The organism is Shewanella livingstonensis (assembly GCF_003855395.1).
GTDB classification, from domain to species: domain Bacteria; phylum Pseudomonadota; class Gammaproteobacteria; order Enterobacterales; family Shewanellaceae; genus Shewanella; species Shewanella livingstonensis.
This window is the reverse complement of record NZ_CP034015.1, coordinates 2,883,287-2,908,783: the sequence shown is the minus strand read 5'-3', so window position 1 is coordinate 2,908,783 and position 25,497 is coordinate 2,883,287. Positions and strand designations below refer to the sequence as shown.

The 25,497-nt window shown below is 39.7% G+C and carries 24 protein-coding genes; 12 read left to right on the top strand and 12 right to left on the bottom strand.

The annotated features are described in order from the left end of the window. Positions 1-219: 219 nt before the first annotated feature. A complete protein-coding gene (locus tag EGC82_RS12495; RefSeq protein ID WP_124731057.1) occupies positions 220-1,800 on the top strand; it encodes a BCCT family transporter in 1,581 nt (526 codons plus the stop codon). A gap of 76 nt (positions 1,801-1,876) precedes the next feature. On the opposite strand, the gene EGC82_RS12490 is transcribed toward EGC82_RS12495, so the two are convergent. The 3 genes from EGC82_RS12490 to EGC82_RS12480 all read right to left on the bottom strand — a co-directional run bounded on the left by EGC82_RS12490 (position 1,877) and on the right by EGC82_RS12480 (position 6,105). After that, entirely contained in the window at positions 1,877-2,593 is a 717-nt protein-coding gene (locus EGC82_RS12490; protein WP_124731056.1) for a 3'-5' exonuclease, read from the bottom strand. A 10-nt stretch (positions 2,594-2,603) separates the two neighbouring features. Further along, complete coding sequence (locus EGC82_RS12485; RefSeq protein ID WP_124731055.1) at positions 2,604-4,481, bottom strand: DUF294 nucleotidyltransferase-like domain-containing protein; 1,878 nt, start codon at positions 4,479-4,481, stop codon at positions 2,604-2,606. Between the two features lie 550 nt (positions 4,482-5,031). Continuing rightward, positions 5,032-6,105, bottom strand: a complete 1,074-nt coding sequence (locus tag EGC82_RS12480; RefSeq protein ID WP_124731054.1) for an NAD(P)H-hydrate dehydratase — start codon at positions 6,103-6,105, stop codon at positions 5,032-5,034. A gap of 243 nt (positions 6,106-6,348) precedes the next feature. Here EGC82_RS12480 and EGC82_RS21730 point away from each other — a divergent pair, with 243 nt between their 5' ends. Continuing rightward, positions 6,349-6,480: a hypothetical protein gene (locus EGC82_RS21730; RefSeq protein WP_279629998.1), complete on the top strand. Its 132-nt coding sequence runs from the start codon at positions 6,349-6,351 to the stop codon at positions 6,478-6,480. A 352-nt stretch (positions 6,481-6,832) separates the two neighbouring features. Here EGC82_RS21730 and EGC82_RS12475 read toward each other — a convergent pair whose 3' ends face one another. The 3 genes from EGC82_RS12475 to EGC82_RS12465 all read right to left on the bottom strand — a co-directional run bounded on the left by EGC82_RS12475 (position 6,833) and on the right by EGC82_RS12465 (position 9,641). Further along, entirely contained in the window at positions 6,833-7,075 is a 243-nt protein-coding gene (locus tag EGC82_RS12475) for a hypothetical protein (RefSeq protein ID WP_124731053.1), read from the bottom strand. A 222-nt stretch (positions 7,076-7,297) separates the two neighbouring features. Then, on the bottom strand, positions 7,298-8,515 hold the full coding sequence (locus tag EGC82_RS12470; protein ID WP_124731052.1) for a cyclic di-GMP phosphodiesterase: 1,218 nt from the start codon (positions 8,513-8,515) through the stop codon (positions 7,298-7,300). 340 nt (positions 8,516-8,855) lie between these two features. Then, positions 8,856-9,641, bottom strand: a complete 786-nt coding sequence (locus tag EGC82_RS12465; RefSeq protein WP_124731051.1) for a DODA-type extradiol aromatic ring-opening family dioxygenase — start codon at positions 9,639-9,641, stop codon at positions 8,856-8,858. A gap of 132 nt (positions 9,642-9,773) precedes the next feature. Here EGC82_RS12465 and EGC82_RS12460 point away from each other — a divergent pair, with 132 nt between their 5' ends. Further along, positions 9,774-10,679, top strand: a complete 906-nt coding sequence (locus EGC82_RS12460; RefSeq protein WP_124731050.1) for a LysR family transcriptional regulator — start codon at positions 9,774-9,776, stop codon at positions 10,677-10,679. Between the two features lie 79 nt (positions 10,680-10,758). Continuing rightward, complete coding sequence (locus tag EGC82_RS12455) at positions 10,759-11,721, top strand: LysR family transcriptional regulator (protein WP_124731049.1); 963 nt, start codon at positions 10,759-10,761, stop codon at positions 11,719-11,721. Between the two features lie 81 nt (positions 11,722-11,802). Here the strand turns inward: EGC82_RS12455 and EGC82_RS12450 are convergent, their stop codons facing one another. The 3 genes from EGC82_RS12450 to EGC82_RS12440 all read right to left on the bottom strand — a co-directional run bounded on the left by EGC82_RS12450 (position 11,803) and on the right by EGC82_RS12440 (position 13,895). Then, on the bottom strand, positions 11,803-12,108 hold the full coding sequence (locus EGC82_RS12450; protein WP_124731048.1) for a DUF1330 domain-containing protein: 306 nt from the start codon (positions 12,106-12,108) through the stop codon (positions 11,803-11,805). A gap of 13 nt (positions 12,109-12,121) precedes the next feature. Beyond that, the gene (locus EGC82_RS12445) at positions 12,122-12,748 is read right to left on the bottom strand and encodes a putative quinol monooxygenase (RefSeq protein WP_124731047.1); all 627 of its coding nucleotides are present in this window, start codon (positions 12,746-12,748) and stop codon (positions 12,122-12,124) included. A 139-nt stretch (positions 12,749-12,887) separates the two neighbouring features. Continuing rightward, a complete protein-coding gene (locus EGC82_RS12440) occupies positions 12,888-13,895 on the bottom strand; it encodes a zinc-binding alcohol dehydrogenase family protein (protein WP_124731046.1) in 1,008 nt (335 codons plus the stop codon). Between the two features lie 302 nt (positions 13,896-14,197). On the opposite strand from EGC82_RS12440, the gene EGC82_RS12435 reads away from it, so the two are divergent. After that, positions 14,198-15,067 carry an AraC family transcriptional regulator gene (locus EGC82_RS12435; RefSeq protein ID WP_124731045.1) on the top strand — a complete coding sequence of 290 codons (870 nt, stop codon included), beginning with the start codon at positions 14,198-14,200 and terminating at the stop codon, positions 15,065-15,067. A 141-nt stretch (positions 15,068-15,208) separates the two neighbouring features. Next, a complete protein-coding gene (locus tag EGC82_RS12430; protein WP_415837657.1) occupies positions 15,209-16,129 on the top strand; it encodes a nuclear transport factor 2 family protein in 921 nt (306 codons plus the stop codon). Between the two features lie 80 nt (positions 16,130-16,209). On the opposite strand, the gene EGC82_RS12425 is transcribed toward EGC82_RS12430, so the two are convergent. Then, complete coding sequence (locus EGC82_RS12425) at positions 16,210-17,091, bottom strand: LysR family transcriptional regulator (RefSeq protein WP_124731044.1); 882 nt, start codon at positions 17,089-17,091, stop codon at positions 16,210-16,212. 85 nt (positions 17,092-17,176) lie between these two features. On the opposite strand from EGC82_RS12425, the gene EGC82_RS12420 reads away from it, so the two are divergent. The 6 genes from EGC82_RS12420 (at position 17,177) to EGC82_RS12395 (ending at position 22,927) form a co-directional block, all read left to right on the top strand. Further along, positions 17,177-17,608, top strand: coding sequence for a PACE efflux transporter (locus tag EGC82_RS12420; protein WP_124731043.1), 432 nt, complete (start codon positions 17,177-17,179; stop codon positions 17,606-17,608). Positions 17,609-18,191: 583 nt separating this feature from the next. Next, positions 18,192-19,346, top strand: coding sequence for a flavin reductase family protein (locus EGC82_RS12415; protein ID WP_124731042.1), 1,155 nt, complete (start codon positions 18,192-18,194; stop codon positions 19,344-19,346). A gap of 4 nt (positions 19,347-19,350) precedes the next feature. Next, positions 19,351-20,406, top strand: coding sequence for a fatty acid desaturase family protein (locus EGC82_RS12410; RefSeq protein ID WP_124731041.1), 1,056 nt, complete (start codon positions 19,351-19,353; stop codon positions 20,404-20,406). A 127-nt stretch (positions 20,407-20,533) separates the two neighbouring features. After that, on the top strand, positions 20,534-20,992 hold the full coding sequence (locus tag EGC82_RS12405) for a DUF2127 domain-containing protein (RefSeq protein ID WP_124731040.1): 459 nt from the start codon (positions 20,534-20,536) through the stop codon (positions 20,990-20,992). A gap of 442 nt (positions 20,993-21,434) precedes the next feature. Further along, complete coding sequence (locus EGC82_RS12400; RefSeq protein WP_124731039.1) at positions 21,435-21,905, top strand: Dps family protein; 471 nt, start codon at positions 21,435-21,437, stop codon at positions 21,903-21,905. 236 nt (positions 21,906-22,141) lie between these two features. Next, complete coding sequence (locus EGC82_RS12395; protein WP_124731038.1) at positions 22,142-22,927, top strand: hypothetical protein; 786 nt, start codon at positions 22,142-22,144, stop codon at positions 22,925-22,927. A 114-nt stretch (positions 22,928-23,041) separates the two neighbouring features. Here the strand turns inward: EGC82_RS12395 and EGC82_RS12390 are convergent, their stop codons facing one another. Further along, the gene (locus tag EGC82_RS12390) at positions 23,042-23,626 is read right to left on the bottom strand and encodes a TetR/AcrR family transcriptional regulator (protein ID WP_124731037.1); all 585 of its coding nucleotides are present in this window, start codon (positions 23,624-23,626) and stop codon (positions 23,042-23,044) included. A 203-nt stretch (positions 23,627-23,829) separates the two neighbouring features. Further along, positions 23,830-25,236 (bottom strand): alanine/glycine:cation symporter family protein, encoded by a 1,407-nt coding sequence (locus tag EGC82_RS12385; protein WP_124731036.1) that lies wholly within the window; start codon positions 25,234-25,236, stop codon positions 23,830-23,832. Positions 25,237-25,497 lie beyond the last annotated feature (261 nt).

Sequence of the window (25,497 nt, the reverse complement as noted above, 5' to 3'; positions counted from 1 at the left end):
CAAATACTGTCAAAGAGAATAGGACATTAATTCCGCAATGTGTGATCTCGTGCGGAATTATAATAATGAATAGTGACTTTTATTTTAAATAAATCAGATTTTTAAATAACTCAGAATCTTAAATAAGCCTGAAATTATCAGCTATATTTGCTAAAATCCGTCTAAGAAATTATATCGGCCGTCATTTTGAGAGTGTCGGGTCGCTCTAACAGAGGTTTTATGAAGATGAATAAGGATAAGTACAGTATAGATAATACCGATTATACTGTTGGGCAAGATAACATTCAAAAATGGGGTTTTGATATACATAACGCCGTTTTTGGGATTAGTGCAGGTTTAATCACTGCTTTTTTAATCGCAATACTCATCATCGATCCTGCAACATCAAAAGAGTTTTTAGATGGTTTAAAATGGCAGATAATCGGCACATTTGATAGCCTCTTTATGTGGTCCGCCAATATTTTTGTGATCTTCTGCCTGGGATTAATTATCTCACCATACGGTAAAATTCGCTTAGGTGGAGATGACGCAAAAGCTGATTATTCAAGACTTTCTTGGATTGCGATGCTTTTTGCTGCTGGCATGGGGATTGGGTTGATGTTTTGGGGTGTTGCTGAACCTTTGGCCTATTATACTGGTTGGTTTGAAACACCATTGAATGTGGTAGCCAATACTCCAGAAGCCGCGGAACTTGCTCTTGGCGCAACGATGTTCCATTGGGGATTACACCCTTGGTCAATTTATGGTGTTGTTGCTTTGTCTATGGCTTTCTTTGCCTATAACAAAGGTTTACCACTGTCTATTCGTTCAGCTTTTTATCCTATCTTAGGAGACCGCACCTGGGGTTGGCCTGGACATATCATTGATGTTTTAGCCGTATTAGCCACATTATTCGGTCTTGCAACGTCATTAGGTTTAGGTGCTCAGCAAGCTGCTGCTGGTTTCCAACATGTGTTTGGCATTGAAGCTGACCTCACCTTACAAATTACTATTATTGTTGTAGTAACGATGCTGGCTGTTATTTCGGTAGTCCGAGGCCTTGAAGGTGGAGTTAAAGTAATAAGTAATATCAATATGTTACTTGCTGTTGCTTTGCTCATCTTTGTTGCACTTGTTACTTTCGCCGTTTCTATGGGAACGATTCCAACAACGGTAATGGGTTATATTAAGAATATTATTCCATTGAGTAATCCTATCGGTCGTGAAGATGAAGCTTGGATGCATGGTTGGACTGTGTTCTATTGGGCTTGGTGGATTTCATGGTCACCATTTGTAGGTATGTTTATTGCGCGTATCTCTCGAGGTCGTACAGTACGTGAATTCCTTGCCACAGTATTAATAGTGCCAACGGTAGTGACTATCTTATGGATGTCTGTGTTTGGTGGTATCGCCATTGATCAAGTTATCAATAATGTAGGCACATTAGGTAGTGAGGGGTTAACTGACGTGCCGCTTGCTATGTTCCAAATGTTTGATTCGTTGCCATTAGGTAATCTGTTATCAATGTTAGCCGTGCTATTGGTATTGGTTTTCTTTATTACCTCTTCAGATTCAGGATCGTTAGTCATCGACAGTATTACTGCCGGTGGTAAAATTGATGCTCCTATCCCACAACGTATTTTTTGGGCCGTAATAGAAGGTGCAATTGCAGCTGTATTACTTTGGGTTGGTGGTACTCAGGCGATTGAAGCATTGCAAGCGGGTGCTATATCGACTGGATTACCGTTCACCATTATTCTATTAATAATGTGTGTTAGTTTATTGATGGGTATGCGTACCGAAAAGCATAACAAAAGCTAGTTTTTAACTTGCAATAAAAAAGCCGATGATTAATTCATCGGCTTTTTTTATGCATTTTTAATTTAGGTTAGAGGTGTTATAACCATAAATTTTTAATCGCAGTGTCTGGACTAAAGTGATATTTAATTTGTGCCTGCAGTAATTCCGCAGTGGCAATAGCGTCGGTTAATGCATCATGAGGAGCATATGCTGGTAAGTTATAACGTTCACGACTATTAGCAAGCCGAATTGAATGTGGACGCTTTCGCTTAAAGAAATTAAATAAACTCTGAGATTCCGCCCGGTGCAAATTCGCTTCAATTTGCATGGTGTCTATTACCGGAAAAACAATTCCTTCATTAATTAACAAGCGTAGCGTGTGATTAAGAAAATCACGTTCAATATGTCGATAATGCACCACTACCACTTTACCGGCTAATTGATCTAAAAGCTGTTCCAAAATCAATAATAGATCAGGCGCCCCTTGTAAATCTGAGTGGGTTATACCGTGAATAATAATGGAGTTTTCTTGGAGTTTATCTTGTGGGTTGAGATACCATTGCTTTGCTTTACGGCAAAAAATACGCTGTAACGTAAAGGGCACTAAACCAATGCTAATGATGCTATTTTGCTCTGAGTCTAAGCCTGTTGTTTCAAAGTCCAGTGCAACAAAATCAATATCACTTAATGGCGTTTCATTGTGATAAGTTCCCGCATGGTAAAAATCATGCAAGCGTCGATCTTTACTGTTTTGCACTTTTAATTCTAGAAAGGCTTGCCAGTTTAAAATCTCCTGTTTACTGAAATTAGTCATGAGTTAGCCTTTAAAGTTTGTTGGAACTGTAGCGATATTTCAAAAAGTTCTGCGCATTACTTAACACTAAAAAAGCATCTTTAAGATTACGGCGTTCAAAATCAGACATACTTTCTGGTTCAATATTATTATCAGGTTCAATTCCAGATTCAATATCGGATGATTGGTGCCGTAGGCGCACCAAAGAGATAAGTTCCATGGCATGTTGTAAGTCTTCACCCTTTGAGGTGGGCAGAATACCCGCGTCGATAATATCCTCTAAACGTTCGAATGAGTTTTGCGATTGTGAGCCGATGGCTAGCGCATGTACTCGGATCAAGTCTGCTAATGGCGCAGTACCACGACGTTTTAAATTGATGGAGTTATTGTGACGACCGTCTTTTTCCATTACAAAATCTTTAAAAAACCCCAGTGGTGGTTTGCGGTTGAGGGCGTTGTGCGCCAGACAAGCTAAAAAGCGGTTATTTTTCTTGGCTTTACTCAAGATAAATGCATTTAATTGTTCAGCCCATTTAACCCGACCATAAACCCCGGTAAGATCGAAGAATATAGAGCAGTTTAATAAAGCTTTCGGGTTTGGGTTTTCTATCCAGTCACCAAAACACTCTTCCCATTCTGAGCGAGTTTTTCGGTACTCAGGATTACTGGCCATAATATCTCCAGTACAATAACTGTAACCGCAAGCGGCTAACCCATCACACACAAAATCAGCTAACTTTGCAAAATACTCACCATGCACCGCGACTTTATAGCTATTATCCAGAATAATGGCATTGTCTTGATCGGTTACCATCAGTTGCTCATCACGTGCCATTGAACCCAGTGCTAAAAAGCAGTAGGGAACCGGTGGCGGGCCGAATTTTTCTTCTGCAAGTTCTAATAAACGCTGCTTAAAGTTACGGCCGATTTCAGACATTGCCCGTCCGACCATATGCGAATTGGCATCTTCATTAACCATGCGCACAAAACAACTTTTTAACTGTGAAGAAAGCAACACTAGATCCTCGCAACTTTTCTGCTGGAAAATACTACTGACAAATAACAAACTATTTTGCGACTCATAACGGATAATATCGGCAACTTCAATTAAGCCTATGGGTATTTTATTTTTAAGAATAGGCAGATGATCAATATTATTACGGAGCATAAGTAGCATCGCTTCAAATATATATGCGTTATGATCCAGTGAAATTAAATCGGTCGACATGACTTGTGAAATAGGACTATCTACATTGACTCCCGCAGCAATAACCTTAGCGCAGAGATCATGTTCAGTAATAATACCCACGAAACTACTATCTTGTTGATCGTCTAAATCTGGATCATTGATTAATACGGCTGAAATATTCTCTTCGGCCATTATTTTCGCAACGGCTTGTATCGTGCTATTACAAGGCAGAATAACAGGCTCTCTAGTCAGTAAGGTTTTCACTTTAGAGGTGGTCAATGCATTGGCATCAACGGTTTTACCTTTTACCGCCTGTTTTAACCGAGTGGTATCCTCAGCCTCAACAAAATCTGCAAAATCATCATAATTTTCGCACAAGTCATTGAACACTGACTCTGGAATACAGTACACGAGAGTATCTTTTACTGCTTTGGCCGGAAAACGCACTTTATTATTAGTCAGTAAACCCATTTGGCCAAATAATTGCCCTTGATCAAGACGATTATAGAGCTCACCTTTACGGCGATATAACTCTACGACGCCACTGCGGATCATATAAAGTTCGGTAATCCTGTCATTAAAGTTAACAATCATACTATCGGTACGGTAATAAGAGATCTCAACACTTTGAGCAATATCAATGATGGCTTGTTCTGGAAGTTGATCAAAGGGGGCATGTTGAGCAATAAAGCTTTGAATTTCGAGTAGTTCGGCTGACATGAATAGGCCTGTTAATGTGTGATGACTGGAGCTTTGTTTATAGCTATGTCGATATTATACGAGTAAACGACGTAACATGGGAATCTATCGTTGTTATTGAATATTTAGCTGTGGGTCTACTACTGTGTTTTTACGGCTAATATCTAGGAATAACAACACAAACCACGTTCAGTTTGGATGAGTACCAGAGTATCCCAGTTGCTCCCATCCAGCTCTGGAATCATTAATTTACTGATGTTTAATAATGGATAAAACAACAAGAAACGGATTAAAGTAAGAGTGGATGAATAATATAGTTAGGTCAAGTAAACGTAACCTATTTACAGATCGCAGGTACACATCGGAGGGGCTATATCGGTCTGATATTTTTCAGAAAAACTATTAGGCCAGCGCTTTCATTGTGTTGCATTGATAACTTAAGTGAGTATGTTGGATTGTGATTGTTAAGTCGACTCAAAAGTGACGCTTGTTATAAGGCGCTTTGCATTGGCTAAAAAGGTTAAGCATTGCTATTCATCTCACGTCTATTGAGTAACAACAATATTTATGATTAAAGCGTTAATACTTTTAAGATAGCTTGAGGAATATAGTTAAGCAGATCACTCGCTAACACGCTATATTGGCTTAAATCCTTTGCGGCAATGTCGCCCGCTAAACCGTGCAAATATACCCCTAAACACGCAGCATTAATTGGACTAGCACCCTGAGCACAAAATCCAGCTATCATACCCGTTAACACATCGCCAGTGCCTGCTTTGGCTAGCGCACTATTACCCGTTGGGTTGATGAAGACTCGCTCGCCATCACTAATCACGGTGTGTTGACCTTTAAGTACGACCACTGTTTTATATTGTTTGGCTGCAATATTGGCATAATAGACTCGTTGAGCTTGGATCTTGCTGACATCAACATTTAATAATCGAGATAACTCCTTTGGATGAGGAGTGATAATGCTGTTTTTGGGTAGGATTATTGGTGTTTGCATTGTGCCGCTAGCGTGAGATAAACCACTGATAAAGTTAAGCGCATCGGCATCGAAAATCACTGGATTAGTGTTAGTTTGAATTTCCCTGAGCAGTGCATAAAAAAAACCTCTATTACCTTCAGGAACGATTAAGCTATTTAAATGGTTATTGCTATGGTTTTTATTATCGAGAGAATTATGAATAGCGTTAACGCTGAGTTGGTCAGTACTTTGGCCAAGGCTTAAGCCACTGCCTATAGAAATGACGCTGGCTTGGGTGAGTTTATCGCGAAGTTGTAACACGGCTTTTGCATCGATTGTTTGTACATCCATCGATTGCATATTGGTCGATGGCAGCTGTTTTAACAATAAATCAGTCGGTTGGGTGAGAATATGATCCTTTTCTGTTGGACTAATCAACAGCGGCAGGGTAACAACATTGGGCGTTAATGCACTCACACTGTCACACACAATCGGGCTACTGGCTAAAGTCACATAACCTGCACCCACTCGCAACGCCGATATACTCGACAGATAAGCCGCACCGCGATAATTAATTGAACCAGCAATATTAAGGACGTTGCCGAAAGTCATTTTATGGCTATCGTTTGGCCTAGGCGGTAATATTGCTTTGATATAGTCATGGATTAGAGTTTGCATTGGCCCTTGTCGTATAATATTAAATATCTACCATTAAACATCTATCCATTAAAGTAGCACACCCAGCCAATACTTAATGGCCGTCAATGCAAAAATATGATGATATTTCGTTGAAACTATTCATTAATCAATCCTAGACGTATTGTAGTGAATATGGCATAGATTACACCGTCTGACTATAGAGTTAACGTGAAGTAAAATGAATGACTAGATTAAACTAGGACATTATTAGTGGAGGAGGAATTGCAGCATTATTGGGTCAAGATTTATCCGTTAGCGATAGCGGACTACTTTCTTAACGCTGATATCGATAATCTGTATGTTGATGCTCATATTTGTCAAACTGGCGTAGATGATGACGTGATTTTTTGGTGAAAGTGCTGAGGTGATGGTGTGTTTAATGACGTTTTTCCGATGCAGGTTAAGCAAATCTGATTGGCGATAAAGGTTACATTATTATTCCTGATGCGTTTAGGACTTCTGTATACAGTTTGTATCATGCAGATAACTTAGTGGATTCATTTACCGATAACCGGAAATCTTTGGGATATCATTTTGAAGCCGACGAAGCGTGTCGATTGATGACTCAGGATATCGTACAAAGCAATATTGTATTGCATCAACATAACCTATTTTTTCACTCGCAATAAGCGAGAATCAAGGCACTGATTTAAGGTTGATTTAGCCGCTATGCTGACAAAATAACGGCTGACAATCATTGAGTTGGTTAACGTTTGTTATCTGTTGTAGGTTTGCTGACACTTTTATTGTCGCTGAACTGTATGGCGACCAATACCACAGCCACAATACTGGCTAGTAGCATTGCGGTAGAAAAGCTCGCAGTGATGCCACCGGGAATAAATTCAACAAACGAAGTCATAAACTGAGAGATGTGGATAAATGGGACTTCAATAGCTTGCAAGCATACTTTGATAGGTAATGGTAAGGCTGCTGGGTATATGTTAACCATTAGTTAGATCATGAATAAGATGTTTAGAGTAGTGCATAGTGAATATTGGCAGGTTGATGGTTAAGCGGGTTTAACCATAATGTGTTTGAAGTGCTGGGCACTCGTTAATTGCCTAAATTATTTAAATCATCAAAATAGTCTTGTGAGTGAGCATAAGCTAAATAAGTCAGAGAGTAAAAAGCTCAATTAGCCATTAGTGGCCAATTGAGCTGGTTTTATTTGTTAGCCTTCGTTCGCTAAGAACTCAATAATTTGTTCCATGTTCAGGTTAAAGTCATCAGCACGAACACATTTAACTATGATGTCGTCAGTGACGGTGGCTAAATCAATTTTTTGCCCAGTTTCAAAATGGTCTGGTTTTAAATGATAAAACGGTTTAACCAGTGGCCGGATAGGATCTTGTAAATTATGGCCTTGAACAATAGCCAATCTGTTTGACTCAAGTTGTACTACTGAGCCGACAGGATAAACGCCCATACAGCGAATAAACTGGTCAACTAAGTCTTTATCTAATTCATTGTTTTCAGCTAAGGCGCGTAAAATACTGAACGCTTTGACCTGGGCATAACCTTGTTTATAACAGCGGTGTGAAGTCAGTGCATCGAAAATATCGCATATGCTGATCATGCGGCCGTAAAGGGTTATTTTTTCCGCTGGTACGCCAAATGGGTAACCTAGTCCATTTAGTTTTTCGTGATGCAAACTGGCTACTTCTAAACTCAGTGCACTAATGCCTGGGGTATTTTTCATTATCTCAATTGAGTAACTGGCGTGAGTTTTCATAATATGAAACTCTTCTTCAGTTAGCCTATCGGGTTTATTCAGAATGCGGTCGGGGATCATGATTTTTCCAACATCATGTAAAAATGCACCAATAGCTAATTGATTAACAATGTCTTTGTCAATTTTTTTGTACACGGCAAACATGGTCATCAGCACGGACACAGACACAGAATGTTCTAATAAATATTCATCTTTATTACGAATATTAATCACACATGACAAAGCATTTGGATTATTAAAAATTAAATCTGTGGATTCAGCGGTAATTTTTTGTACCGGATCCATGTCCAGAGGCAAACCATGCTGTGCATTATGAAACAGCTTTTTTTGAATGTCTTTTGACTCATTAAACACTTGGCGTGCTCTCACTATTTCTTGATTAAAGAAATTTGCTTTAACATCGGTGCGTGCAGGCGTGAGTTTACGAGGCGGTTGAGACTTAGGCACACTGATTTTTTGCTCAGCTTTTTCGACAATAACTTCAGTTTTACTGGTATCAATAAGCAGTTTAGTAACCGATTTTCGCTTTAATGCTTCAATGACTCGTTCGCTTTTAAGCACACCAGGTTTAGCGAGCGAAAACGTATCTTTGGGTTCGGTTATTTCGACCACATACATTCCAACACAAACGTCAGTAATGTCATGTTCAATCAGCATAAATCGTTTCCTTGGGGTTACTTATCAACGTATGAGCCATGCTAGACATGATATTGTTATAGCAAGATATGTTTAATAATATAGCGTATTCAGCACTGTAATATAAGCGAAATAACTCAATGAAGATCAAGCTTTTACCAAAACACTTAGGAAGAGTTTATAAATGTATCGACAATGAAATATAAGACTTCATTGCAGTTTATGACGAATTACCTACTACGTCCAATATGTTTAAATTACCGTCATGTGATAGCGGCTATGTTATTCAATAGTTATTATTAGTATTGCGAATATATAAGCTTAAATTTTTACTCTATGTGTATTATCTAATACATCCTGTTTACATAAACGAGTAAGCATCGAGTGCTAACAATTCATACTCAACATCTTGGTGTATTTTTTGGGCAACACTTGCTTCACTTGCACCTAAAATAGCAATAAGCGGTAAAAAATGTTCCTGAGTCGGATGATTAAACTGGGCAAACGGCGCGAGCTGCATGTAGCTCAACAACGATTCGGTATCATTATTTACTAATTTCTCTTCAACCCACTTTGTGAATTGATTCATCATATCAACGCCATTGGGTGTTTTAGGCTGACGAAAAACCTCGCTTAAATTATGGCTTATTCCACCAGAACCAATGATAAGAATGTTGTGGTGTTTTAACGATGCTATAAGCTGTCCATATCGATAGTTTTCTGCTGCACTTACACGGGTATTAATCGATATTTGTACAATGGGAATGTTCGCGTGCGGGTACATTAATTTCAGTGGGATCCACACGCCATGATCCCAACCTTGTGTTAGAGATAAATTGACCTTAATACCTGCACTCATAAACGTGTCGGCAATTTGTTTTGCCAATACAGGTGCGCCAGGTGCAGGGTAGCGAATTTGATACAGTTCATTAGGGAAACCATAAAAATCGTGTACCGTTTTGGGCTGCGTTCCAGCGGTAATTACCACATCTTCGGTGACATCTAAATGGGCCGAAAATACCACAATGGCTTTTGGGGTAGGAAGCTGTTGGCCTAGTCGTTGTAAAAAACGCGATGTGTTGCTGTTTTCAACCGCCATCATAGGCGATCCATGCGATATAAACAGCGGATGTTGAAGTTGCTTCATATTCTACCTCGTGTAATGCCAATGGGTTGATTTAGCGTTTTTGAATCGGCTTTGGCCAACATTATATTGTTAGTCACATAGATGATAAACATGCTTATAATGGATAAACAATCAACATAGCGTTGTTAATGTATGGATAAACTCGACACCATGAGAACCTTTTTGACCGTGGTGCAAGAAGGGGCGTTTACTAAAGCGGCTGATAAATTGAATTTATCACCACAATTGGTGAGCAAGTATATTTCGGCTTTAGAGCAAAGTTTACACACGCGGTTATTGCAACGCACCACTCGTCGATTGAGTTTGACTCAAGCGGGCGCAGAGTATTATCAACGTTGTGTGCAAGTGATTGCCGATATCGATGAAATGGAAAATGAATTAACACAACATGCCGAAGTGGTGTCGGGCACCTTAACGGTCAGTGCGCCCATGTCCTTTGGCAGTTTGCATTTACCACAGTTATTAATGGATTTTCAGCAGGCTTATCCCGCGATTAAACTGAATATTAAGCTAACCGATTTAAAAGTAGATATTGTCGAGGACGGGATTGATGTAGCAATCCGCATTGGTCATTTGGCTGACTCATCTTATATTGGTAAAAAGGTTGCGCCCATTTACATTGCTATTATGGCCTCGGCAGATTATTTAGTGCATCAGGGGATACCGAAAACACCGGCAGAATTACAACATCATACTTATCTTAAATATTCATACTCAGACGATGCTATGTTATTTGCTGGTTTTGAACAAACCAGTCAGTCGCTTAAGTTTAACGAAAATCTGATAGCCAATAATGGTGAACTGTTAGTGAATACGGCTATTTTAGGGGGTGGAATCGTTATTCAACCCACGTTTATCGCCAGTAAAGCGTTAGCTGAAGGTAAACTTGTACGCATACTCAGAAATTTTGAACCTAAGCCAATGGGTTTGTATATGGTGTATGCTAATAGACAGTTTTTAGCGGCGAAAGTGCAGTGTTTTGTTAATTTCGTGAGCCAATATTATGGTCAAACGCCTTACTGGGATGATGTACTGTAAAATGATTGTTTTTCGTCATCCGTTACTTATCAACAATCATATTTAGTACTAAACTTATAACTTAATTGCTGGGAATATTATGTCCGTGACCACTCAACTGGGATTATTTTTAGATGTAGTTCAACAAGGCTCGTTTGCCAAAGCGGCCGCGTTACATGACATGGATAATTCGTCACTCTCTAAACAAATTAAAAAGTTAGAGTCGACATTAGGCGTGCAGCTTCTTAACCGCTCGACTCGCTCATTTGCATTAACCTCAGCAGGTGAAGAAATTCTAGAGCAAGCCCATATTTTAATAAACACTTTAGGTGATATTCAGAATATTGCAGACTCCTATCAATCTGAGCCTAAAGGGATTATTCGTATAACCTCATCCATTTTCTTTGGCCAACACTATTTACAGCCGGTGATTAGCCAGTTTATGAAACGTTATCCTAATGTCAAAGTAACCGTGTCGTTAGATGACCGTAAAGCTGATATTATTTCAGATCACTTCGACGTGGCATTTAGAGTGGGGCGATTGGCAGAGTCTAATTTGATTGCCAAGAAAATTGCCAAAACCCATTTTGCGATAGTGGCCTCCAAAAATTTTATTGAACGTTACGGTATGCCAACGACGCCAGAGCAACTGATAACCTTGCCCGCGGTCATTTATAGTAATGGTGAATCATCCATAGATGTGATGCGGTTAAGTCAACATCCCCAGGGCGAGCAGTTTAAAAATTATAAGATGCAGGGTAATTTAAAAGTGAGCGATGTCAGTTCGATGATTGCTGCAGTGGTAGATGGTTTGGGCTATACCATGATTGATTTATTTAACTTAGAAAAGCCGATTGCGGAATTTAATTTAGTGCCGCTGTTAACGAATTATAGTTTGTCGACTATGGATACTGGCATTTATGCAGTGTATCCACATCGTAAACAAACGTTACTAGTGAGTGAGTTTATCAAGGCGGTGCAAGACTATATTGGCACGCCGCCTTTTTGGTTGTCGCACATGCCAAATTATAAACATCTCTATAATGGCTCAGCTAAACCGTAAACGATTGTAATACAGACTTGCAGATTTAGTCAGTTCAGTGCCGTTAACTTAACTGCACTGATGTGAATCAAAACACAAGCGTTAAGGTGCTAAACCGTCAACAATATATTGGTTAATATTGTCAGTTGCGGCTAAACGAATCGCTTTAGCAGGGGCGTATTCGGGGTCGTTTAACCACGCCTTTGCCGCTTGAGAGTTTGGAAACTCAATGATCACTTTTATTTGGCCTTGTTCACCCAATAAATCGATACCTGAGCCGCTAGCCGCGAGGATAGTGCCGCCATGTTTAGCAACCGTTCCGGCAGTGATTGAATTTGAGCCTGGATTGTATTTCGCATACATTTCAGGATCGGTAACATCATAATTAATGATAAAAAATGCGCTCATTTAATTTTCCTTATTATTCGTTTATTTCACTGACAAAATGCATATATTGTTGCATGTCACCCACAACCGCCTGTTCCATTATTGCCCCTGTGATTTTGGCATAAGGTTGGTTGAAATGGATATCCCATACGTCAGACTCTTTACGCCAATGTTCATAAACCACTAAGGTGTTGTCATCATCTTGAACGGTGTAAAGATCAAATAATAAATTACCATTTTCTTGACGAGTGTGTTGAATATGGTCTTCAAACTGTGTCAAAAGAGGCTGACGAAATTCCGAATGAATTGGGAAAATAAAGAAAATTGAAAATATATCATCTTCGGGATTGGCAGGTGTCATCGCAACTGGATAAGGTTTGGTATCATTTACTTTGTACACTTGTGGGGCAGTGGCTAATGTGTCATCTAATAACGTAATAAAATCTTGGGTATAAGCTTGGTTTTTATGAAACTCAAATGCGGTCGCATCTTGCCAACGTTCGTAAGCAAAGAATATATTCGGGTTGGTGTTATCAACAAAAATAGCCATATCTGTATTACCCTTTTCTTTACGGGTGCCATTCTTGTTGGTGATTAATGCATCTTTAAAGCTCTGTTGATATTGTGGCTTTACGGTAAATTTAATTATTTGCGTGAACATGCCATGCTCCAAATTTATTATATAGTTGCTGAATCAAGTGTTGATATCGATAAGCACTTTAGAGATCGTAACGATGATAAAAAGTGCTTCAAAGGAGTCTGGCTCCAATTATTTTTTCAGATAAACTCGTTCGTCATCATTAAAAACCCGCTAAAACAATTTTGCCTTTAGCTTGCTGAGTTTCTAAGCGCTCGTGAGCTCGGCGTAAGTTCGTCGCATTAATCACACCATAATGTTCACCCACAGTGGTTTTAATCTGGCCGCTGTCGATTAGTTTAGCGACATCGTTAAGCAGTTGATGTTGAGCTTGCATGTCGTCGGTCTTAAACAAAGAGCGAGTGAACATCAGCTCCCAGTGAATTGAAATGCTCTTCATTTTAAACGGCATAATGTCTAAGCTTTGTGGATCGTCAATTAACGCAAATTGACCTTGTGGCTTAATCACCTTTTCTATTTCCATTAAGTGTTCAGAGGTATTGTTTAAACTCACAACATAGTCGACTAATGGCAACTGTTTTTCGGCAAACTGTTCACTCAATTTATAACGATGATTAATAATATGGTCAGCGCCTAAGTCTTGTAACCATGACACGGTTTCTGCTCGTGATGCCGTAGCAATAATTTCAAGTTGGGTGAGCTGTTTTAGTAATTGCACCATAATTGAACCCACACCACCGGCTGCGCCGATAACCAAAATACGTTTGTTGGCGTTGTCTTTATCCACTTTTAGGCGGTCGAACAATAATTCCCATGCGGTAATGGCGGTCAATGGCAAAGCAGCGGCTTCGTCAAAAGATAAGTTTTTTGGCATATGGCCCACGATACGTTCGTCGACCAGTTGGTATTGTGCATTACTACCTGAACGAGTCACATCACCGGCATACCATACTTTGTCGCCAGGCTTAAACAAGCTGACATTTTCACCCACGGATTTAACGATACCAGCAGCATCAAAACCTAATATTTTCCATTCACCTTCAGGTGCCGGCATATCTTGACGAATTTTAAAGTCGGCAGGATTAACAGACACCGCTTTGACTTCAACCAGAATGTCACGGTCTTTCGCAACAGGCATATCTAACTGAATATCTTGTAATGATAATGGATCGTGTACCGGTAGATTTTGCTGATAACCAATGGCTTTCATGGCAGTAGCCTCTTAATAATATCGTGATGATGAATGAATACATGTGGCAATACGTATACGTAAAATGTGTTGCCCATGAGTTAATAGCGTCATTGTGCCGTTTTTAGTTAGCGGTAAAAAGAGCAACTAAAGCCAATCATTATGGATATATATGACCATAATAAGTGGCCGTTATGGTGTTCCGCATTAATAAGTGAGAGGTCACTTATTAATGCAGATTGGTATTAATTGCTTGATAATGATTTAATTATCACTTTGGTTACATTTACTCGCCCAATCACTCAATAACATTCGAGCATGACATGACTATCCCTAATATTGGCTTCAACCATGAAAAAACCAAGCAAGCTGAATTAGAGATTATTGAACTGTCTAATTTGTATTGTCGACCTAACATGGAACACGATCCTCAAGCACCTCATCGCGTGTCATTTTTTATGTTGATCTATATTAAACAAGGTGAGGGCAAGCATTATGTGGACTTTACCGGTTATGACTTTAAGGCCGGTTCATTAATCTTTGTGCAGCCAGATCAGGTGCATAGTTTTGATTTTTCGCATCAGCCTCAAGGTAAAGTATTACTGTTTACCCAAGCCTTTTTAGACAAAGTACATGCCAATATGCGGCTACCTAATTACACCCCAACACATTTAAATCAACAACATAATCCGCTGTTGCAACTCGACAATGTTAACCACGCCCGCACTGAAACGTTAATTAACGAAATACTCACCGAAAGCACAATAGAACCGTCTGAGCCGTTAATTGTCATGTATTTATTTTCAGCGCTTGCCTTGTTATTACACCGCTTACGTCCCGCGTTAAGCCACGATAACTTGTCAACAGACCAAAGCCTTAAGTTATCGAAATTCTTTAGTTCAATGGAACAACATGCTCATAAAGTACGAGATGCTAATTGGTTTGCGGGGCAAATACACACCACCTATAAAACCCTTAATAACATTTGTAAATTAGCAACGGGCTTAACCGCAAAACAGATGATCGATGCTTATACCATTATCGAGATTAAACGGCGCTTGGTGGTGAGCAATGCAACGACGCAACAGTTGGCTAATGATTTTGGTTTTGACGATACCAGTAATTTTGTGAAGTACTTTAAAAACCAAACACAATTAACCCCAAGCCAATTTAGTAAACTCAATACACATTAATTGATTAACCGTTAATAAAGAGTTGCATAAGTCGTGGTGAACGATACGGTTCGACTTTGACCATTTTTGTGCTCATTTACACTCTACTGGGCTATTTTGTTGCGCTATACAATGTCCTCATTGAAACCAGAGGACTTACCCATGAATACCATTACTAACAAAATCATCGCAGTTAACAGCACATCAGCAGCGCGTAAATCAATCGTCAGTGCACTTGTTACGAGTGCACTATTGGGTGGAGCCTTAATGTCTGGCAACAGCGTTGCGGCAACCGAAAAATCACAAACTCAAGTCAGCTACAAGCAACAGGTTGTTGAGTTAGTGAGCAGTATTGAAACGGGCAACCCAGCGCCAATTGGCTATATCAACCCTAACAAATACATTCAACATAACTTAGCCGTTGCTGACGGTTTAGCCGGTTTTGGTGCAGTAATGCAGCAGTTACCTAAAGGCAGCGCAAAAGCTCAGGTTAAACGTGCATTTCAAGACGGTAATTATGTGGTTACGCACACGGAATATAACTTCTTTGGCCCTAAAGCCGGCTTTGATATTTTCCGATTTGAAGACGGTAAAATTGTTGAACATTGGGATAACCTGCAAACCATCGCCGCTGCAAACCCAAGTGGTCACAGCCAGTTTGACGGTGCAACTACAGTGACCGACTTAGACAAAACCGAGCAAAATAAAACCTTAGTGGCCGATTTTGTAAACACCATTTTGATCAAAGGTGATATGGCCAAAATAGGTCAATTTATTGGTAGTGAAGATACTGATTATATTCAGCATAACCCGAATATTGGCGACGGTTTAAGTGGCCTAGGCAAAGCCTTAGGTGAGCTCGCTAAAATGGACATGCCAATGGTGGTAAAAACTAACCATAAAATATTGGGCCAAGGTAACTTTGTGTTGTCGATTAGCGAAGGCATATTCATGCAGCAACATGTGGCATTTTATGACTTGTTCCGTGTGCAGGAAGGTAAAATTGTAGAACATTGGGACACCATTGAAACCATTCCGGCTCAAACTGATTGGAAAAACAGTAATGGTAAATTTGGTTTTTAATCGCCAATGAGTTGTGTACTACATTTTATAAAACACAGGCCGCTTATCGCGGCCTGTGTTTTTTTACGTATGCCCACTTTTTATGGCGTCAGTAATTGCCTTAACGAATGCCTAAACTGCTTAAACATTGGCTCCAGGCTATAGCGATGATGCTGAATGACATCAACATTGGCATGCCAACCCATATCTTTAAACTCACTGGGTAACAACACCAATCGGCCACTGTTAACGTACTCATTGGCGATATGGTTGGGTAATAAACACCAGCCATTACCCTGCAATGTCAGTTCCAGTAACACATAATAGTTATCGGCATACCAAATCTCTGGGCTCAGCGCGAGTTGGAAGTTACTGGATTTGTTATTGCGTGACCGCATTAGCAATTGTCTATGCAGCTTTAAGTTGGCTAAGTTGTTCGATTCTTGTTGGGCTAATGGATGAGTACTCGCAACGTAGAGATCAAACTTAATTGCCCCAATGGATTCACAGTCAATGTGAGAGGGGATCGACAGCTCACTAAAAATAATCCCGGTGACGGCTCTATCTGTGTCAATCAAGTCGACAATATCAATGCTCGATGCGGTAAAAAATTCCAGTGTGGTATTGGGGAAATCAATTTCTAACTGATTAACCATACTAGAGAGTTTTTGGAAGGGTATGCCTTCATCTAAGCCGATGGTGAGCTCGGAAATAAACGGTTTATCAAGATGTTGAGCGCAAGAACGTAAGCGTTGATGCTGCGCTAATAACACTTGCGCATGTGATAACAACGTATGTCCCGCCTGGGTAAGTTGTGGGTAACGGCCGCTGCGGTCAAATAGCGCAGCATTGCAGTCTATCTCAAGGTTGATGACATGTTGGCTTACCACAGATTGCGCTTTATTGAGTGAACGAGCCGCCGCTGAAAACGAGCCTGTTTTAGCCGTTGCAACAAACGCCTCGAGTTGATCAATGCTATACATATCGCTTTTCCAGATAGTATCTAACTATTAAGTATCCTTATATTGGATGAGAATAAGCCAAACGTCACCAATAATTGAGTTTATTATGCAAACAAAAGAGAGAATATTCCACGCGGTGTCTTTTGAGATATTGGCAGCAGCCATCATAGTCCCTGTGAGCGCCATGCTCATGGAGAAAAGCACCATCGATATGTTGGTGGTGAGTATCGGCATATCGTTATGCGCAGTCACCTGGAATTATATTTATAATATTTGGTTCGATAAGTTATTAGGCAGTGACAGAGTGACGCGTACTTTATCCACTCGTATTGTGCATGCGATGTGTTTCGAAGGCGGCTTGCTAGTGGTAACCCTCCCAGTGGTTTCGTGGTATTTAAGTTTAAACCTTGTTGATACCTTAATGCTTGAAGGGGGCGTGTTGGTGTTTTTCTTTGTTTATACCGGCGTATTCAATTGGCTCTATGATAATTATCAACCTTATAAAAAGTGGTTTGGTAAATATGCTATTTGCCATTAACTCGCAGGGGGTCATCATTGCTGTAGCGAAGGTGTTACTCGAATCTAGCTTATTAATGCAGAGACAGCATAAAAAGTTAGCGTAATCATTTAACCAAATAGCAGCGGCTTATTTCACTTTAGGCTGTGGTGAAACGTTATTTTTGATGACTTGTATCATTCGCTATCAAGGCTGATTAAATCACTAGCAGAACAATCAGTTGTTACGGTAAATAAAGTAAATCTTATGCTATAAATCTTGTACATGGTATTTAGCACATGTTTGTGTGCATTGAGCATATGCCGTCAACCACTACCGATTTTGCCCACCTTTGCATCGAATGGATGAAAAAATCATCTATTACTATCTGAGCATCTATTCCTATTTAAACAACTAAGTATTTAAGCGATAAGCGAACGCATCGATGTTGCTGTATTGTATCGCTTACCTTGATCATTTTTATGACAAGCAATGGTCAGTATTTAATCCTTACTTTAAAGTCTTATTAATAAGACACTAAATGATATAAACAGCTACTTGCACCACAATGTTATTTCAGCGTACAATTGTGCGCTGAAATTAAGCTAACACGTGTACGCTATAAATGAATTTATTGACCCGACTCAATCAAGTCACTGCTAAGACCCTATTTCATACTGAATCATTAGGCAGTTATTTTGAACCGCTTATTCAGCGAGTTAAACCTGCGTGGCGAACCCATTGGTTTCGTGCTCAAGTATTGTCGTTAAAACCGCTTCGTGATGATGTATTACAGCTTGAGTTAGCACCGCAAAAAACATGGCCGCAAGCCAAAGCTGGCCAGCATGTGTTATTAACACTGGAGATCAATGGACGGTTAATGACGCGACCATTCTCTATATCGTCAGCGCCCGATCAACGCCAAACTTTGCAGCCTAAAAAACGGGTTATTCGTTTAACTATTAAACACACTGCCGATGGCGCTTTTACCTCTGCGTTAAGCCAGCATATCTCAGTAGGTGGTTTTGTTAACTTAAGTGCACCACAAGGTGAGTTTTTATTAAGTGACAGTGTGCTAAATCTGCCAGAAACGCCATTATGGTTGGTTGCTGCCGGTAGTGGTATTACTCCGTTTATGGCGATGTTGCATCAATTAGCCTTGTCGACGCATCGATTAAAGCCGTTATTTGCTAACGCTATTCAATCACCAGCCCATAAGCCATCAAACCCTATTTATGTCGTGTATTTCGCTAAAGCTGGCGAGCACTTATATGTTGATGAATTAACAGTATTAGCCCAGCTGTTGCCTCAACTTAAGGTCAAATTGTTGGTGCGTAAAAATGGCGATAATTTAGCGACTGCATTACAAGGCTGCCTAGCGTCAAGTCAGGTGTTGATATGCGGGCCGGGTCAGTTTAAGCAAGATGTTGATCACCAATTAGATGCCATTAATCATCCGCCACAACATCGTCAAGCTGAGTATTTTCAAGCTCCGATACTGCCTAAAACAGATAATGGCGAACAACATATTCAGTTAACCCAGCGGGGCAAACAAACTCAGCTGACGTTAGCGACTAACGACACCTTATTAAATGGCCTAGAGCAACAAGGGATTAGTGCTACTTTTGGTTGTCGAATTGGTGTGTGCCACCAATGCCAGTGTGTTAAAAAATCTGGCGTAGTCAGAAACTTACGCACGGGTGAGTTATCGCAACAAGGTGAGCAATTAATTCAATTATGTATTTCTCAGGCGGTGACGCCACTTGAGTTGGAATTATAAATAGATGAATAAAAATATTAACTTTGACTTATTGGCTAATGAGTTAGATGACTTAAAACGTCAAACCCTAAAGGATGTAGGCGCCATAGATGCAGCCTATATTCGTAACGTTATTGTATGGCAAAGAGGCTTAGAGTGGGGCGGTCGTGCGTTATTGATGCTCGGGTTTATCCATCCATTATGGTGGGTTGTCGGTGTATTAAGCTTAGCCAGCGCCAAAATTCTCGACAATATGGAGATTGGTCATAACGTGTTACACGGTCAATATGATTGGATGAACGATCCTCATATTAACTCGCGTCAGTTTGATTGGGATATTGCCTGCGACGGTAAAAGTTGGCAGCGTATTCATAATTATGAACATCACACTTATACCAATGTAATCGGTAAAGACCGAGATTTTGGTTATGGCTTACTGCGTTTGTCGAATGACTTTTCGTGGCGACTTAAAAATCTGTGGCAATTTATCACTTATATTTATTTAAGTGTGTTATTTCAATGGGGTATTTCTTATCACGAACTTGCCGCTGAGCGGGTTTTTATGGGTAAAAAGAAACAAGGTAGAGCATCTAAAGTGAATGCGAGTGAACTCAAACGACGCTTTTTTAGCAAAGGGGGCAAGCAATTATTCAAAGATTATCTGGTGTTTCCTCTGCTTGCAGGACCACTATTTTTGTGGGTAATAAGTGGTAACTTAATCGCCAATTTACTGCGTAACTTATGGACCTCAACCATCATCTTTTGTGGTCATTTCACCTCAGATGTACATACCTTTAGCCAAGCTGAGTGTGAAAATGAAACTCAAGGCCAATGGTATTATCGTCAGGCATTAGGCTCGTCAAACATTCTTGGTGGCAAGCTGTTTCATATATTAACCGGTCACTTGAGTTTTCAAATTGAACATCATTTGTTCCCCGATTTGCCGTCGTCTCGCTATCAGCAAGTTGCACCCCAAGTGCAGGCGATATTTGCCCGTCATGGCATTGCGTATCACACCGGGCCTTTTTTACGTCAATACAGCCAGGTAGTTAAACGAATACTGCGTTATTCGCTACCATAAACAACATTAAATGCGCCAAAAAAGCACTTCAATTGAAGTGCTTTTTTGTGGATAAAATATTCATAGGTGCCGCTGTTATGAGCCGTTAAGATAGGTCAATCTGTTTATACTGGAAACGCGGAACAAAATGATGCATTCGGACAAAGGCGTACGTGCCGTTGCGGTACTCGAAGCAAGCAAGGGAATATTAGCTTTAATGGTTGCGATTGGGTTACATGTTTATGCCGGTCAAAACTTATCTATGCTGGCTACACAGTTAGTGACTCATTTACACCTTAACCCAGCCAGTCATTATCCCAGTGTTTTTATTTCAGCGATTGGGTCGGTATCACAGTCGAGCGTAATCTTAATGGCCCTAGGAGCAGCAATATATACCTTAATTCGATTTATTGAAGCCTACGGTTTATGGCATAACATGCGTTGGACCCAATGGTTTGCTTTGTTAAGCGGTGCAATATACCTGCCTTTTGAGGTTTATGAGATGATGAGGCACTTTAGTTTACTCAGTGTGAGTGTGCTGGCAATTAATCTTGCAGTTGTAGTGTATATGTATCGGGTATTATTTTCTGTTCGAGGATCAATATGAGATCCTCTTCAATATTTAATTAAGTGATTAAGATAAAATATTAATCGAGTTTAATGGCATATGGTTGATCCATTATGTTGAGATGTTAGTATAAAGATATACTAACATTAACGATAAATTAGCTTAAACGCTATTGATCTGCAGTAATTATAAGATGTATAGTTTATTTAAAGGCATCGTTTAAGATATTTAATTAATTCTTCTATAAACGAAATGTATGTATTTAACGTTAAATTAGATATAGTAATGATGTCGTTTACTATTTGTTTTAACAAGCATTTAATTGTAAGTTAAAACAATCATATTTATTCATAGATGATGTAATGTGAGTGAAATGTTAATAGGTGAGTATACTTTAAATATACTATTACTAACTTGCATTCACCATTTATACAAATGCTGTAATGTTATGACTAATTAATTCTACTTTGAGAGGAATAAAATGACTGACATCGATATTGGTATAAAAAAAGACGATCGACTAAAAATTGCTGAAGGCTTAAAAAGTTTATTAGCCGATTCGTATACACTTTATTTACAAACCCATAACTTCCATTGGAATGTTACCGGAATACACTTCCGCGAATTACATTTAATGTTTGAAGAGCATTATACTGAACTTGCTGTAGCGGTTGATGATATTGCTGAGCGTATTCGTACTTTAGATGTAGCCGCTCCGGGAACTTACAAAGAGTTTGCTCGTTTAAGCTCAATTAAAGAAGTTGAAGGTGTACCGAGTTCTGCTGACATGGTTGATCTGTTAACTAAAGGTCACGAGCAAGTGGTGAAAACATCGCGCCAAGTACTTAAATTAGCCCAAGCAGCTGATGATGAATCAACAGCTGCGTTGGTGTCAGATCGCATGCGCATACACGAAAAAACCGCGTGGATGTTAAGAGCAACACGCAAGTAAAGTCGTTAACATAGGTTAAGTGTTACATGATAATAAGCCCTCGCAAGTGAGCTAACACATGTAAGCCGCTTTATGGGCATTATATTTGGCTAGTATTGCCAATATATGATGCTGTAATTACAAACCGTTGCCTTTGCTGCAACGGTTTGTTGTTTTTGTTATTAGCCTACGAAATTTATCGATCCCAGCAGCCAAAAAAGATAATCTAGCATTTTGAATTTATTGATGATGCAATTGTGACTGATAACGCAGCCCTTACTGAACTTGCTACACATTTATTTTCCCAGCGAAACACGCCTCATCCTAACTCTCATTATTATGCTGTCATCCCTCAAAATATTGAAGATGCTATTGCGGTACAACAACTGATGATTAATGTTAATGGCGCTGTTGCCGGTTGGAAATGTTTAGTCCCCCAAGCTAATGGCCATTTAATTGTCGCGCCTATATTATCCGCTGCGGTAAATCAGAGCCCTGTTTGCGGCATTATCCCCAGCCTTCTGGACGGGCAGGTGTCTGCGCTGATTGAGCCTGAAATTGCATTTATCTTAGGCCAAGATATTGCGCCTTATTGCCACTACAGTCCTAGCGAGGTTGACCAAGCTATTAGCGCAACACACATGGCATTAGAGTTAATCCAAAATAGATTTAGTGGTGATAGTCAGTCAAGCTTTTATCAAAAACTAGCTGATGGTCTCAGTAATCAAGGGTTGTACATAGGTCCAGAAATCGACAAGTCAGTTGCCTATAAGGCCAGCCATATAGATGTGGTGGTGCGTGAGCTTAAGCAAACTCGAGTCGAACAGGAGTTTGCTGGCGTGCATCCGTGTGACTTACCGCAAAATCCGTTGTATTGGTTAATTAATTACTTAGCGCAATTGGGCATTAAGCTCAGCGCTGGCCAAGCCATTATTACCGGATCCTATTGCGGAGTGGTAAAAGTACCCATGGCGGCAGACATTAGCATTGAATATAAAGGTATTGGTCAATTTGATGTGAAATTTTACGACTTACTAGCATAAGAAGTTTACTGGCTAGCTTTATATTTTGTTATGTAATCGCAATATGCAGTTGATATGATGGCTGATGAGTAATGTTGCATAGATAAAAAAAGCGCCTTAAGCGCTTTATTGTTTTTAGCTTTGTAGTTGAATAAAAAACTCTTCAAGCTGTTGATTTACAGTTGCAGTATCACCGGTGGCCTTTAGATAAGAGCGTAAACCGATAATATTGACTTGGAGTTTTTTCGCCACTTGATATTTATCTAATTGAGCGGGTAAATCACCTTGATTTTGAGCTTGCTCAATGACACTAGCAAACCGATGCTCAACTTGAGTCAGCAGATCACGGGCGATGATGAGAGTTTCGTGGTGTGACTCATCCAGCTCAGCCAACGTGCGCATTACCATACATAACTCGCTAGGTACTTCTGCACTGCAAGGCAATAATAAGTTACGTAAATACTGCTTTAACCCATCCCAGACGTGGTCATTCTGCTCAATTTGAACATTTAAATTACGAGCAGAAGTTTGTGCATAATGAATCAATGTCTGGTGATATAAATCAGCTTTACTACCAAATGCGGCATAAATACTACCTGGTCGCATATCCATAGTAGTTTGAATTTCTCGTGTTGAAGTTGCCAAAAAACCCTTCTGCCAAAACAAGTTTTTTGCTTTTTCAAGCACTTCTTCGCGATCAAATTTAGAAATATTAGCCATTAGCCCCTCTTTAGTTAACACCTATTTTACGATAAGGCTGCAAGGTAAGGCCAGTCTATTATGTTAATTTTTAATCATAAATAGTTTAGCCACTATTTGTATGTTGTAAGACTTAAAATTGTATGGTTTAAAAATGCTGCCCAAAAACGTAATCGGGTATTTATTCCATTTTGCGTTAATCATTATCAGTTAATTTATTGTGGTTAAGACCATACGCCATCTTCGGTTTTACCTTGAATTTTTACATCGGCTAATTTGAATTCAGGTTTGTTGGTGGTTTTTAACTTAACTTGATAATCACGGGTTAAATTTACGATAGTTGGTGTCAGTAGCATAATCGCACTGATATTAACTACCGTCATAAGCCCCAGTGCCATATCTGCCATATTCCACACTTCTTTTAATGAGGCATTGGCTCCCCAATACACCATGCTTAAATACAATAAGGTGTATACGGTACGGCCATAGATATTGTCGAGTTTAAACAGATGCAAGTTACTTTCAGCGTAGGCGTAGTTGGCCACAACAGAGGTAAAAGAAAACAGAGTGATAATAATAGCTACAAACATATCGCCGCTAATGCCCATATGAAATGTCATCGCATTTTGGGTGATACGAATGCCTTCCATTTCAGAGCCAATATTACCTTGGGCTAATAGAATCACAATCGCGGTGCAGCTACACAACACCATAGTGTCGATAAATACCCCAAGCATTTGCACATAGCCTTGTGCAACAGGATGGTTAGGAACTGGCGTCGCACCCGCAGCGGCATGAGGTACGCTACCGGCACCCGCTTCGTTTGAATATAAGCCACGCTGAATACCGTTTTTAATTGCAGCGCCAAGAGCGCCAGCTCCTGCTTCTGTGAGTCCAAATGCAGAGTTAAAGATATCCATCAACACGCCTGGTACTTGGTCAATATTAATTAAGGTCACTGTCATTGCGGCTAAAATAAATGCTAGGCCCATAAACGGCACTATTAATTCAGCAAAGCGGGCAATACTACGCAGGCCGCCCATCACAATAATACCGGCAATAAAGGTAATTACTGCGCCTGAATAAACGGATGAAATATCAAAGGTATGATTGAGGGCATCTGAAATAGTATTGGCTTGCATGGCACTAAAGCTAATACCGTAACCGAGGAATAAACACACGGCAAATAATACTGCTAACCAAGGTTTGTTGAGTCCAGCAGTGATGTAATAAGCGGGCCCACCGCGGTATTCTTTATGATCGTCTCGTACTTTATAAAGCTGGCCTAAAATGCTTTCAGCAAACCCAGTGGCCATACCCAGTAGAGCAATTACCCACATCCAAAAGACTGCGCCACTTCCTCCCAGTGAAATGGCCATAGCGACACCCGCTAAGTTACCCGTACCAACCCTAGCAGATAAGCCTGTACACAAAGCTTGGTACGAGCTGATGCCTGATTTATCACTTTGAGTGCTGCCTTTCATCACTTTAAACATATAACCAAAATGGCGCAGTTGGATAAACCTTAACTTCAATGAAAACCACACGCCAGCAAACACCAAAATATAAATGAGTACTTGGTATTCGCCCCATAGCACATTATTGACGAGCGATATAATGTCATTAATCATTGAACAACTTCCTTGAATTGATATTGTTTTTCTAGGTTTAATATAAAAAAGATAAACACTTAAGCTTTTTATGTTCGCTTTACCGGTGCTTATTGCCACATAGCACTACGCTTGCTTGCATGGATATGCACTATATATGGATTTATATTTATTTACGAGGCGTTTGTGATGACAAATAAATATAAGGTTTTACAAAAAATGTTCACTTAACAATGTTGTTTTTTGATAATAAATAATCATTAAACAATTGCTTGCGTAGAT